The sequence below is a fragment of the Alkalihalobacillus sp. AL-G genome, from assembly GCF_030643805.1.
Taxonomy (GTDB): Bacteria; Bacillota; Bacilli; order Bacillales; family Fictibacillaceae; genus Pseudalkalibacillus.
In genome coordinates, this window is the sequence record NZ_CP094656.1 from 2452186 (window position 1) to 2465126 (window position 12941).

General features: G+C 40.3%; 16 protein-coding genes. 2 read left to right on the forward strand and 14 right to left on the reverse strand.

Annotated features, from left to right (window positions below):
* Positions 1-120 precede the first annotated feature (120 nt).
* The 9 genes from ccsB to MOJ78_RS12620 all read right to left on the reverse strand — a co-directional run bounded on the left by ccsB (position 121) and on the right by MOJ78_RS12620 (position 8910).
* Positions 121-1314, reverse strand: coding sequence for a c-type cytochrome biogenesis protein CcsB (gene ccsB / locus MOJ78_RS12580; RefSeq protein WP_304977691.1), 1194 nt, complete (start codon positions 1312-1314; stop codon positions 121-123).
* Positions 1315-1373: 59 nt separating this feature from the next.
* Positions 1374-2996 (reverse strand): cytochrome c biogenesis protein ResB, encoded by a 1623-nt coding sequence (locus MOJ78_RS12585; protein WP_304977692.1) that lies wholly within the window; start codon positions 2994-2996, stop codon positions 1374-1376.
* A gap of 12 nt (positions 2997-3008) precedes the next feature.
* Complete coding sequence (resA, locus tag MOJ78_RS12590) at positions 3009-3536, reverse strand: thiol-disulfide oxidoreductase ResA (protein ID WP_304977693.1); 528 nt, start codon at positions 3534-3536, stop codon at positions 3009-3011.
* A 227-nt stretch (positions 3537-3763) separates the two neighbouring features.
* Positions 3764-4495: a pseudouridine synthase gene (locus MOJ78_RS12595; RefSeq protein WP_304977695.1), complete on the reverse strand. Its 732-nt coding sequence runs from the start codon at positions 4493-4495 to the stop codon at positions 3764-3766.
* A gap of 340 nt (positions 4496-4835) precedes the next feature.
* On the reverse strand, positions 4836-5363 hold the full coding sequence (locus MOJ78_RS12600) for a spore maturation protein (protein ID WP_304977697.1): 528 nt from the start codon (positions 5361-5363) through the stop codon (positions 4836-4838).
* 1 nt (position 5364) lies between these two features.
* Positions 5365-5958 carry a nucleoside recognition domain-containing protein gene (locus MOJ78_RS12605; protein WP_304977700.1) on the reverse strand — a complete coding sequence of 198 codons (594 nt, stop codon included), beginning with the start codon at positions 5956-5958 and terminating at the stop codon, positions 5365-5367.
* Positions 5951-7117 carry a D-alanyl-D-alanine carboxypeptidase family protein gene (locus tag MOJ78_RS12610; RefSeq protein ID WP_304977701.1) on the reverse strand — a complete coding sequence of 389 codons (1167 nt, stop codon included), beginning with the start codon at positions 7115-7117 and terminating at the stop codon, positions 5951-5953. The genes MOJ78_RS12605 and MOJ78_RS12610 overlap by 8 nt, the downstream gene beginning before the upstream one ends.
* Positions 7118-7230: 113 nt before the next feature.
* Entirely contained in the window at positions 7231-7803 is a 573-nt protein-coding gene (locus MOJ78_RS12615) for an isoprenylcysteine carboxyl methyltransferase family protein (protein WP_370529717.1), read from the reverse strand.
* A 12-nt stretch (positions 7804-7815) separates the two neighbouring features.
* Positions 7816-8910, reverse strand: a complete 1095-nt coding sequence (locus MOJ78_RS12620) for a type III polyketide synthase (RefSeq protein WP_304977703.1) — start codon at positions 8908-8910, stop codon at positions 7816-7818.
* 165 nt (positions 8911-9075) lie between these two features.
* On the opposite strand from MOJ78_RS12620, the gene MOJ78_RS12625 reads away from it, so the two are divergent.
* Positions 9076-9174: a YjcZ family sporulation protein gene (locus MOJ78_RS12625; protein ID WP_304977705.1), complete on the forward strand. Its 99-nt coding sequence runs from the start codon at positions 9076-9078 to the stop codon at positions 9172-9174.
* 76 nt (positions 9175-9250) lie between these two features.
* Here MOJ78_RS12625 and MOJ78_RS12630 read toward each other — a convergent pair whose 3' ends face one another.
* From MOJ78_RS12630 to MOJ78_RS12640, 3 genes are read right to left on the reverse strand one after another with little or no spacing between them, the layout of a single operon-like run.
* A complete protein-coding gene (locus MOJ78_RS12630; RefSeq protein WP_304977706.1) occupies positions 9251-9655 on the reverse strand; it encodes a hypothetical protein in 405 nt (134 codons plus the stop codon).
* Positions 9656-9668: 13 nt separating this feature from the next.
* Entirely contained in the window at positions 9669-10262 is a 594-nt protein-coding gene (scpB, locus tag MOJ78_RS12635) for an SMC-Scp complex subunit ScpB (RefSeq protein ID WP_304977707.1), read from the reverse strand.
* Positions 10259-11017 carry a segregation/condensation protein A gene (locus tag MOJ78_RS12640; protein ID WP_304977708.1) on the reverse strand — a complete coding sequence of 253 codons (759 nt, stop codon included), beginning with the start codon at positions 11015-11017 and terminating at the stop codon, positions 10259-10261. The genes scpB and MOJ78_RS12640 overlap by 4 nt, the downstream gene beginning before the upstream one ends.
* Positions 11018-11274: 257 nt before the next feature.
* Between MOJ78_RS12640 and MOJ78_RS12645 the strand changes: the two genes are divergently transcribed.
* A complete protein-coding gene (locus MOJ78_RS12645) occupies positions 11275-11802 on the forward strand; it encodes a DUF309 domain-containing protein (protein ID WP_304977709.1) in 528 nt (175 codons plus the stop codon).
* Positions 11803-11871: 69 nt separating this feature from the next.
* Here the strand turns inward: MOJ78_RS12645 and MOJ78_RS12650 are convergent, their stop codons facing one another.
* The gene (locus MOJ78_RS12650) at positions 11872-12243 is read right to left on the reverse strand and encodes a GNAT family N-acetyltransferase (RefSeq protein WP_304977710.1); all 372 of its coding nucleotides are present in this window, start codon (positions 12241-12243) and stop codon (positions 11872-11874) included.
* A gap of 177 nt (positions 12244-12420) precedes the next feature.
* Entirely contained in the window at positions 12421-12891 is a 471-nt protein-coding gene (ribE, locus tag MOJ78_RS12655) for a 6,7-dimethyl-8-ribityllumazine synthase (protein ID WP_304977711.1), read from the reverse strand.
* Between the last annotated feature and the right edge of the window lie 50 nt (positions 12892-12941).

Below are 12941 nucleotides of genomic sequence, written 5' to 3' on the forward strand. Positions count from 1 at the left end.
AGGAAGTATCAATTCTTTTTAAAGTATAAGCGATCTGTTTTCGATTAAAAGCCCGGCAATCGCGGAGCTTTCTTTAAGCAAGTGTTACAAAAGGATGACTCGAAGAGAGCCATCCAGTTCTTAAGCGTACGAGTGTAACCCAGCAATTACAAGGTTAACAGCAATTAAGTTAAACATGATGATGATGAACCCGACGACACAAAGCCAAGCTGATTTCTCTCCATGCCATCCCCTTGTCAGTCGCAAATGCAGGTAGGCTGCGTAAAAGAGAAAGGTAATAAGTGCCCAAACCTCTTTCGGATCCCATCCCCAGAAACGTGTCCAGGCGACCTGAGCCCATATCATAGCGAATATCAATCCACCAAGCGCGAAAACTGGGAATCCAATAGCAACCGCGCGATAGCTGATTTCATCAACTAAACGGAGGTTGACGCTTTTCAATGCAGGTTGAATGGCAGCACCTATCCGCTTTCTTAGCAAAAGCCACGCTATTCCATACAGAATTAAGCCACTAAACAAAGACCAGATGAATGTGTTCAACTTCTTCGGTGCATCGACACCTTCCATCCATGCTGGAGCCTCGAAAAGCGGTCCAAAACGGTCTTCCGTCAATTTTTGGCCGTCATGTGGACCTGCAATCGCAGGCATTTGATAGGTTAAATTTGCTTGTTGTTCTTGTTCGTTCACCCATTGGAAACTTACTTCATAGTTCATGGATCCAAATAGGATTGTCACTAAAATAAAACCGAGAGCACTAAGTATTGAATAATTGACAAATTCTAACATACATGATTTCAGTGTTACCCGCGTCTGATCAATTTTTGCAATGAGGTAAATCAAACCTGCAACAAAACTGATTGCTAGAATTCCTTCACCAAGAGCCACTGTTGTTACATGGATCTTCAGCCAGTTACTCTGTAGTGCAGGGATGAGCGGTTCAATTTCCCTTGGAAACATACTTGCATATGCAATTACAAGTAAGGCAATCAGCATCGCAAATACGCCAAGTACATTCAACCGGTAAATGGCATAAATCACAATAAAGCCAAACACCATCATCATCCCGAAGAAGGTTGTAAATTCAAACAAGTTACTAACTGGAGCATGCCCTGCTGCAATCCATCTCGTAATAAAATAGCCAAGTTGGGAAAGGAACCCAATTATCGAAAGGACATAGCCCACTTTACTCCACTTGTTGGAATTTTGTTCTTTGTGTTCGTTCTTTGTTATTGTCAATGAAACAACGAAAGCGACCGTAGCGATCATATAAATGAAAAATGCAAGGTACAATAAATTACTACTTATTTGAGCCATTCGCTGCCTCCTTTCTAGTGTTCGTCAAAAAAGTGAACGCTATTTGTGTACATCCTTTTCTAACTATCTGGAGCCTTGTTCTCTTGGCGATCTACCAATTGATCAAGCCCTAATTTTGTTGTTACATCATCCACTTCACGTGTAATCCCATACCAGTTCTTATTCGTATGTGCAGCCATCCAAACTTCATTCTCCCTGATCTTGACCCATATCCGTCTATGATTCCAGTATAGACCTTGGACTACGCCAATCATAAAGATAAGTCCACCGAGGATGATGATTGGTAGCGTATGATCCTTCTTTACAGTCAAACCAGTAATGAACTCGGTTCCGATACCCGCAAATGAAAGTTTATATTCATTTTCCCCTGATGGATCAAGATTTTGACGAATTGCGATGAATGTGATTTCCCCCTCAGGAGTTTCAGGAGTATACATTTTAAAGATGAAAGCAGGGTTATTCGGCATGTTCGTTCTCGTTGCAGGCTTTTCACTTTCTTCATTAAAATAATAGTCAGGATAGTAGTGTTCTAATACAACCCTGCTCCCATTCTCAAGTTTATATTCTGATTTTGGATTTAAGAGATCGACTGTAAATTCACCGACTGAATTCCCTGTCTCTTTATTTTCAAGCTTGAAGCTCATCTTTCTCATTTCTTGGCGATAGTCTACTTGGTAAACTGCAAAGTCTTCGAACTTTAAAGGTTTGTTCACCTGAATTGCATATTCTTTCACCTTCTTAAGCTCAGGTTTTGCACCAGGTAGCTTTTCCTCCGCCTTATAAAGTACGACATCGCTTTGATAATTTTTCGGGACAGGTTGTTGTACTCGCTTTAGTGCTTCAGAATATTGCTCATTTTCTTGATCATATACTTCAAACGTGAATTTTTCATGCTTTAAATAATACGTCTGAGTTGTTCCATCGACCGCCTTTGTTTCTCCTTCACGGATCCACATATCCTTATCCATATACATCCCTGGAACGATTCTCAGCATTACTCCTAGTAAAAAGATTATAAGACCAACATGGTTGACATAAGGGCCCCAGCGTGAAAATCTACCTTTTTCCGCGAGAATGTTACCATCTTCCTTACGAACGTTGTAGCGCTTTTCCTTTAGGCGGAATACAATTTCCTCCATTAATTGCTCTTCATCTTCCCGGCGTTTTGTAGCCGAAAACATACGTTGCCTTTTCATGAAGTTATCGTGTTTGTTGACACGCTGATTTTTCAAGGAGCGATATAGAGGTACTCCTCGATCGATACTGGCTACCGTTATGGAAACACCAATTAATCCTAATAACAGCACGAACCACCAAGAGCTATACAAGTTGTGAAAACCTAATAGATAATAAGTCTTACCGAGAACACCATACTCTTCCTCATAATAAGAAGCAGGATCTTCCGATGTAGGGATATACATCTCCTGAGGGAAGATTGTTCCGACCGCTGAAGCAATCAGTGTTATGACAATCAGCCATACACCGACCTTTACGCTTGAAAAGAAATTCCAAATTTTATCGATCGTATGCGTATTGTAGGTTTGAGAGCGTCGTGCACTTCCTTCATATCTCATGTTTAGGAGTTTCGTTGATTGTTCTTCTCCGATAGGTTTACCACACGATTCACAAAGGGTCGTACCGTAGGGATTCAGATGGCCGCATTCACATTTAATCTTGTCCACTTGAACACCCCGTTATGGCATTATTTTTTCTAAATAATTTCGAATGATTGTGTCTGTAAGTTCTCCAGCCGTTTTTTTAATGACTTTACCTTCTGGCGAAATCAGATAGGTTGCAGGTAAATTTCCTACACCATAGGCATCCACCACTTCCCGCTGTTTATCCAAAACGATCGGGAAGGTAAGGCCTTTTCGATCAGCAAAGTTTTGAACGGTGAATTTTGATTCAGCAATATTGACAGCAAGAATGACGACACCTTCATCCTTGTATTTTTCATACTGACGTTGCATTGCTGGCATTTCTTTTTCACATGGTGGACAATATGTACCCCAAAAATTCAAGAAAACGCCTTTACCTTTATAGTCCTCTAGCTCGACTTCGTTCCCTTCTAAATCCTGGAGTGCAAAGTTCGGAGCCATATCCCCTACTTCAACGAGACCTCTTTCATTACTGAAGGCCGTTTTGTAGAGTGTATATCCAAGGGCAAGGGCAATCACAACCAATATGAGTGAACGCATCAATAAACGCTGCTGTTTTTTCATTTGGCGATCGCTCCAATCTCATAGTGCGAGTTCAAAAAGGAGGATAAAAAGAGCCGAGAAGTTCGAGGCACGACAGTCTCGAGGACCAGAACGTATGTGATTAATACGTGAGGACCGGAGAGACCGAGTAACGAAGAAATTCGACAGCTATTTTTCCCGGACTTTTTGAACAACCTCTAGTCTTCTTCCCTTACTACTATAACCTAAATCGCTGTCCATTCATGGGATTATTTTGACGTTTGTGTGACAGCAAGGTTCCTCAATTGTTTGATCTCATGAGGGGTTAGCCGGCGCGATTCTCCTGGATTCAAACCTTTTAAATCCAATAGCCCATATCGTTCCCGTTTCAGCTTTTGGATCGGATACCCAATCGCCTCGAACATTCTTCTTACCTGCCGATTCTTTCCTTCATGAATGGTGATTTCAATGATTGCTGTTTGCTTCTTCTTATCTAAGCTCTTCAGCTTTATTTTTGCAGGAGCTGTTTTCCCATCTTCAAGACGCACTCCGGTTGATAGTTTTTTCAAATCATGTTTTGAAGGGATTCCTTTTGTTTTAACAATATAGTGTTTTTCCACCTTATACTTCGGGTGCATCAGTAAATTAGCAAATTCCCCATCGTTCGTCATCAACAACAAACCTGATGTATCATAATCAAGCCTTCCAATCGGGAAAATGCGCTGTTCGATCTCCGGAAAGAAATCTGTAACGACCTTTCTTCCCTTTTCATCCTTTGCACTTGAAATGACCCCGGTTGGTTTATAAAAGAGGAAATACACGGGTTCTTCCTTTTCAATCTTTACTCCGTTCACCTCTATTTCGTCTGAAGGACTTGCCTTCGTTCCGAGCTCCGTAACGGTCGTTCCATTCACCTTAACTTTTCCATCCTGGATAAGCTTCTCAGCATTTCTCCGAGAGGTTATTCCAGCTTGTGCAATCACTTTTTGTAATCGGTCCATAATTTCACCTCATTCTCCATCATACTCCTCGATACTTCAATTCTCAAGTTAATGAAGAGCTGAAGCGTTTAATCCTACATTCGCAACCTGTTTTTACCATTATGAAAATTAAAGAAAACTTGGCAAAGCCAAGCCTTAGCGCAGGCTGAGTCTATGTTGAACTTATATACTTGGGACATAAACTATTCATTAACTACGGTTATCTTCCAAGCTGAAAAGCTTTCCTAACGTGCAAAAAAAGAAGCATGATCCTCTGTGGATTGCTGCTTCTTTTTGAACCTTTATTCGGATTCCCTTTCTTATTGATGACTGTGAACCGAACCATTGTTATGAAAAACTTTCAGAATACGAGAGTAACGACTACAATCGCACAAATAATTCCTACCAAATCAGCGAGAAGCCCTACCTTTAAAGCATTTCCCATTTTCCGGATCCCGACTGCACCAAAGTAGACGGTTAGGATATATAGTGTCGTATCGGTACTCCCTTGCATCGTCGAGGCGAGGCGACCTATGAAGGAGTCAGGGCCATAGGTAGCAATAAGGTCTGAAGTCATCGCTAAAGCACCCGTTCCTGATATCGGTCGAATTAAAGCTAAAGGAGCAACCTCACTTGGAATACCAATAGCCGAAAGAGACGGTTTGATTAGATGAATCATGAATTCCATTGCACCTGATGCTCGAAAAACAGCAATCGCAACAAGCATACCTACTAAGTAAGGGATGATCGAAATTGCAATTGAAAATCCTTCCTTTCCTCCTTCTACAAACTCCTCATAGGTTTGAACACGCTTTAACGATGCATAAACAAGGACAAATCCAATTAGACAAGGCAGGATCCAAATGGAAATTGCCGTCACGACCCCCATATTAGATCCTCCTCTTTTTTAATGTGCGGGAATGAAAAAAACGATCAATCAAAATAGCAGATAAAGTGGAACAAGTCGTTGCAATGATAGTTGTACTTACAATCTCAGTTGGTGATGCCGAACCATAATTCATCCTGATTGCAATAACGGTCGTGGGGATTAGCGTCAAGCTGGATGTATTAATAGCTAAAAAGGTAATCATCGACCGAGAAGCTTCCGATTTCCCTCCATTAAGACGCTTCATCTCTTCCATTGCTTTTATTCCCATAGGGGTTGCAGCATTGCCCAACCCAAATAAATTAGCCACCATATTAGATAAAATATACCCCATCGCAGGATCATTTTTCGGAATCTCAGGGAAAAGCCTACTAACCGCTGGTCGAAATAGTCCTGTTAGCTTATCCAGTAATCCTGCTTTTTTCGCTACGTTCATAAGCCCAAGCCAGAAAACAAGAATACTGATCAGCCCTAGACAAATCGTAACTGCTTCCTGTGCACTTGTGAACAATACCTTGTTGACTTCATCCATTGTTCCATTTATAGCTGCAAAAACGATACCAAAAATAAACATGAACGCCCAAATTAAATTAACCATGAGGCACCGTAATCGAAAAGAATTTCGAAACAACCTCTTTCAACGTCCCCCAAAATGTTTTTTTATCATATTCAGGGTAGGTTCCTTCCAAATATAGGGGAACCGTCCCTACCGTTTGCTCATAGAGCTGAACGGTTACTTTTCCGATTGGATTAGGTGGATGATCGTCCCACTCACCGTCTTTTGGAGGAGTATGTAGGGTAATCTCATTCTTGACTGCTGTTTTTTCTTTCTCTGTTAAAGGGTATAAAAATTTTCTAGGTGCTTCCACAGAATTTTTATATACTTCGTTTTCCAATCCCTTGATTGTTCCTTTATCCACAATCGGGACCAAATCGAATGTCTTGAAACCCCACTCGAATAGATTAATATGGTCGTTCCAATCATTCCCATCATTCAATGTAACTGTTATAAGCTCCATGCCATCCTTTTCCGCAGTGGAAACGAGGGTACGTTTTGCCCGTTTTGTATAACCTGTTTTCCCTCCAGTCGAATACTCATACATCCGTAACAGCTTGTTTTTATTTTTCCAAACCCGGTCCCACTTCTTCCCTTCTTGAGGTGCACGATGTGTTTTTGTCCCGGTGATTTCTCGATATTTACGGTTGTCCATTGCATATTGGGTTAGGAGTGCCATATCATAAGCTGTGGAGAGGTGATTTTCATGATCATCCAACCCATGGGGATTTGAAAAATACGTATCTCTCATCCCGATTTCTTGGGCCTTTTGATTCATTAAAAAAACAAATCCTTCGACACTACCACCAACGTGTTCAGCAATGGCAACCGCAGCATCATTACCAGAGCGAAGCATTAAGCCATAGACAAGGTCTTCTAAAAGAATCCGTTCACCAGGTTTTAAATAGATTGATGAACCTTCAGAGTACACAGCTCGATTACTAACTTTCACAATTTCATCCATTTTTCCTGATTCCACTGCTAAAATAGCTGTCATGATTTTTGTTATGCTAGCAATCCTCATTTTTTTGTGCTCATTTTTACCAAATAGGACTCGGCCTGTTTCTTGTTCCATCAATATAGCCGATTGAGCGGAAACACTCGGGGATTGGGCAAAGGTCGTTGTCGATAACGGCGTTGAAAAAAATAGGAGAAAGAAAAGTCCTGTTAGAGTCACTTTTTTAGTTAGTGGAGAACCCATAGTATCCCGTCCCTTAGAATGTTTTGTACAAGTTTATGCTGAAAAGGACAGGATATGATAAAAGTTAAGTTACATAATTATTTTATGGTAACTAAGATGAGCCGAAATCATATTCAGCGATTCTTATTTATAGGTCGTGGAACAAATTTCGGAGTTTTTGCAAAATCATCACCATAATTAGATTGCGCTGTGAGTGCTTTCTCTTCGGCTGGGATCCGAATATAGGTTAGTAAAAAATAATTCAGGAGCGAGAATAACACTGCCGTAAAGTATGCACTGAAAAGTAGAGGAATAATTAATATTTCAAGGGCTACGATCACGTAATTAGGGTGTCTCAAATAACGGTATGGGCCTCTTTTCACAACCATTGCTTTTGGCAGGATGATAATTTTGGTGTTCCAGTACATCCCAAGTGAACGAATTGTCCAAATCCTTACTGCTTGCAGCAAAACATACAGCGTAAACAATACCGTAAAGAAAGGGGTTAGAGTGAAACCGGACCAGATCGCTTCTGTAATAAAGCAGAATAAAAAACCGATGTGAAGCAAGACAATATAGTGGTAATGTTCCTTACCATATTCGATGGCTCCCCGTAGTTTCATGTTCTTTTCATTTCGCTTTGCAATGACGAGTTCCATTAGTCGTTGTAGGACAACAAAGGATATGAATACCGAAAACAGAATCACAATAACCTTCCCTCATTCCTTGCTCCATTCAATTAGGAGGATTTCAGAGCTAAAACCAGGTCCAAGTGCCATTACTATACCTAACTCCCCCTCATCAATCGTTTTACCCATAAACCGTTCAAGCACATATAAAACGGTTGCAGAGGACATATTACCGAAGTGTTGTAGGATATGCAACGAATCTTCAAGTAGAGATTCGGAAATAGATAAGGAATCCGCGTAAGCATTCAATACTTTTATTCCGCCAGGGTGGGTAACGTAATGCTGTATTTGTTCCAATGTGAGGTTCTGTCCTTGTAGGAACTTTAAAATATTCGGACGCAGCCATGTCTTAACGATGTTCGGGATATCCTTTGAAAAGACAACGTACAATCCACTGTTTTTCACATCCCAACCCATCACATCCTCTGAATCGGGCATCAATGTCGATTGGGTAGCTCTTATTTTAGGTGAGGTGACTTGGGAACTATAGTGATGCCGATCAATATCATCCCCAATGATCAACGCACAGCTGACCCCATCTCCAAATAAAGAAGTTCCGATTAAATTGCTTTTGGACCGATCATTTTTTTGAAAGGTTAAACTGCATAACTCTACGCATAAAACTAGTACTTTAGCAGAGGGATATGCGAGACAATACTCATGGGCTCGTGATAGACCTGAGGCTCCACCAGCACATCCAAGTCCCCAAATCGGAACCCGTTTCGTGTGTGGTGAAAACGGGAGGATATTCATAATTCGAGCTTCGATACTCGGGGTGGAAAAGCCTGTACTTGAAACGAAATAAATGGCATCAATCTCCTCAGTAGCAATCTTCCGTTGTAAATAACGCTCATTGTTCATACAGTGATTAATTGCCTTTACACCATATTCAACAGCTTTTTCGATGAACCGATCATTCCGCTCCTGTAGTGAATGGTCTTCTTTATACCACTTTAGTTCGTTCGCAAAATAACGGGTTTGAATTTGGCCATTTTGAAAAACACGAAGCAATCGATCAATATTAGAAAAATCATGCTCAAATAATTCCTTTGCAAACTCTACTGTCTCAGCCTGTCGGAGAGGGTTTTCTGGATTACAAGTACCTACTGATAAGATTGAAGGCATATGCCGCTTCCCCCTAAAAAGTACAACTTCATAATGTCAGCGTTCATCTTTATCAGTTTGTACGAATTTCATTGAATTATGTAAAACCGTTACAAACGTCCAATCCGCAACTAGACGAACGCATATAGTATGGGTGAATGCTCATATAGGAAGAAGGGAAGCAACATGTCCGATGGATTGGGAAGTGGGTTCATATTACTCGTGGTATTGTTTGTTCTTTTGGTGATTATTGGAGTTACAGTCTATTCTGGAAATCGTGGATAACACTATTAAGGGGATGACCTGAATGAAGTCATCCCCTTTACTTTTGAACGATAAAGTATATCGTTGGGTTGGTATTCTAGCTCTCCTTCGCGTGAAGGTTGAGTTGTCCTTTTTCATATAGGTGTGTAATCATTTGCTGAATTTCATCGGCTTCAATTCCCTTGAACAGATCCGCAAATTGGTTTTCTTCATTTATGTATACACGATGACGTTCTTCATATTCAGGGTGCTTATTCAACGCAATCAATCCAATAACATCCCTTAAATGAACAGGTTGATTGTTAATTTCAAAGATTGGATCTTCATTAAAAGGTGTTAATTCAGCTATCTTTTCTTCAAAATAACGTAGGTAGAGCAATGAAAATGAACGTTCTTTACCTGCTTTCACTTTATAAGTCACTACTGAACGGTTAAAAAAGTCCTCCGGTGAATTGGATTGTGATTTTTCAAGCTCCTGGCCTTTACATGACGTAATAATCATTCGTTCATCCCCCTTAATCATTTGTGTCTAGAATGCTTTCGAAATTTTCGAAAAACAAATCGGCTTCGTTTTCAATCGAATCTTCCTCGAATGATTCCGGTAAATCCGGTAACTCATCTGTTGACTTCAGTCCGAAATATTCAAGAAAGTCTTTTGTTGTCCCATATAAAATCGCCCGTCCAGTCCCTTCCGCTCTACCCACTTCTTTAATAAGTAATTTGGAAGACAACGTTTGGAGCGGTTTTTCCGTTTTAACTCCTCTAATTTCTTCAATTTCCGAGCGGGTGATCGGTTGCCTGTAAGCGATGATCGCAAGGGTTTCAAGGGCTGCCTGTGATAAGGTACTCGTGGTCGGAGATTCTAAAAACCGTTCATAGTATGTAATATGCTCCGCTTTCGTTGTAAATTGATAGCCACCAGCAACCTCTACGATTTCGATACCACGATCGCTTTTATTATAGTCTGCTTTCAATTCATCTAGTAGTTGTTCTACTTCGTTCAAATCGACTTGGAGTACATCTGCCACCTGTTTGCCTTCTAACCCTTCATCACCGACAACGAAAAGAAGACCCTCAATTACCGCTTTCTGTTCAACTCTTGTCGTCAACTTACACCCTCCTCTGCCAGCTGAATCGTAATGTCATTGAAGTTCTCCTCCTGGACACATAGGATTTGCTTGGTTTTCATAAGTTCCAGGATCGCAAGGAATGTAACGACGAGGTGTTCTTTGTTCGGATAAGGAAATAGCTCCTGAAAGGTTTGTCGTCCTTTTTTAAAACGTAATTCCGTAACAATTTCAGTCATCCGTGTCTCGATCGGTATTTCCTGACGATCAATTTTAGATTGGGATGGCGTAGGTCGCTTTTTCTTTGTTGACATTCGCTGAAAGGCATCAATCAGATCATAAACCGTTATATTTGAAACCGGATTAACCGGCTCTTGATTTTTCTCGATATAATCGAGACTGCTTGGTTGCTTGGTCAATATCAGACTACGCTTGCTCTCCCGTTCTTTTAAATACGTGGAAGCTTCTTTAAATTTACGGTATTCAATCAACCGTCTTACGAGTTCCTCGCGTGGGTCTTCTTCCATATCCATTTCGAGCTGCTGATCGTAATCCTCATCTTCATGCTTAGGTAACAGCGTCTTGCTCTTGATCGCCAATAGTGTAGCGGCCATCACAAGGTATTCACTCGCAATATCGAGCTGAAGTTCTTGCATCGTATGTATGTAATCCATGTATTGTTCGGTGATCTTTGCGACAGGAATATCATAAATATCGATTTCATATCGATTGATCAAATGCAAAAGTAAATCGAGTGGTCCCTCGAATGCATCGAGTCTAACGTTGTATTCAGTCATAAGTTTTCACCATTCTCATAATCTACTAACAGTTTTAATTCACGATTAAAAAGTTAGACGAATCTCATCGTTTATCATTAGTCTACTGTTTAAACTACTGCTGATAATATGACGATATTATAGCATACCCCTACCACTATCACAATTTCACCGGAAACGAATTCTACAAAATGTGTAAACATAGGACAGTAATCCATTCAAGTTTTACAATTGACATATGTTAAAATAAAGATAGAAATGAAGTGGAGGATTGACTAATGTACCCAAAACCATACATTGATTTTTTAGTGCACTTTCATGGATTGCGAGACTACTTCGAATGTCATGAAATACTGGAAGAACATTGGAAATCCGATCCAAGAGACAACCGGAAGGATTACTGGGTAGGACTGATCCAGATTGCAGTTGCACTGTATCATCAACGGCGCGGCAATTTTTCAGGCGCACAAAGGATGCTGCAAAACTCCTTATCAATCGTTGAAAGAGAGCACGAAGAATTCGAGGGCTTAGGACTTGATTCACGTAAACTGAGAGATCTTTTGAAAGAAAGAATTATCGACCTGAAGAGAACTAAATCGTACAAGAGTTTAAATCTTCCTATAATTGATGAACAATTAGTCGAACGATGTCAGGAAGAATGCTTAAAAGCTGGTTGTAAATACGGAGTACCAAGTGACTTAGCAAACGAATATTTGGTCAATAAACATATGAGGCGAGATCGAACAGACGTGATCGAAGAACGGCACGAACAGAAGCAATTACGAGCAAAGAGACGTGCTGATTGATTATCGAATAGCATTACGAAAGGGGCTGACCTAACATCCTCAATATCGATGTTTTGGTCAGCCCCTTTTCTAATCTTCTTCATTTTCTGTATCATCGTGATCGCATCGTTCATAGAAAGAATGCGTCACATCGTTCGCTATTAATGTATATTCATCCTTTATTATCCGCTTTACTGCCTCAAGCATTTTGCGACCGATTCCTTGATGACGATGAGATGGATTTACGCTGACATGCTGCAGCTCAGCGACTCCCTCTAACATTTGCAAGCCAATAATTCCTATGATGTCTTCTTCTTCTTTCCACAAAAATAATTGCTGGTCATCCTCAGTCTCATATTGCTTAATTGTTTGCTGTAATTTTTTCAAATCCTTTTCATTCGGCATAAACGATAAAAGACCCATTGCAATTTTTTCATAGCTTCGTTTGTAACGAATTAACATAGATTCTCCCTCATTATCTAAATAACTTTCCAACTAGCGATAAGAACAACAGGAAAGCAACAACCATACAGATGATGATCAAGACTTTTTCTTGTTTGCGATTGTTTGGATTCGGCAAATTATTCAACCTTCTTTAGTATAGCGGATTTTCATTAAAGTTGCGAATTTCCTTAGTGGTTACTTTTGAAACGAACGACAAAGGTTACCCATTTCAATTGCTGATACTGCAGCTTCCCAGCCTTTATTCCCTGCTTTTGTTCCAGCACGCTCCACCGCTTGTTCGATTGAATCCGTTGTCAGTACCCCGAAGATGACCGGTACACCAGAGTCCATTGAAAGGCTTGAAACACCCTTGGATACTTCCTTGCAAACATAATCAAAATGCGGAGTGGAACCACGGATAACCGTTCCTAATGTAATTACTGCATCATATTGTTTAGAATCAACCATTTTTTTAGCGATCATAGGAATTTCAAATGCACCCGGAACCCATGCCAGGTCAACATCCTCATCGTTAACCCCGTGTCGTTTCAGTGCATCCTGTGCGCCTGAAAGAAGCTTACTTGTAATGAATTCATTGAATCTACCTACAACAATCCCAACTTTTAAACCACTACCAACTAAATGACCTTCAAAAATAGTACCCATATTAATAATCCTCCTTGTATATGTTGTTAATTAAATTCTCCTATTATGAA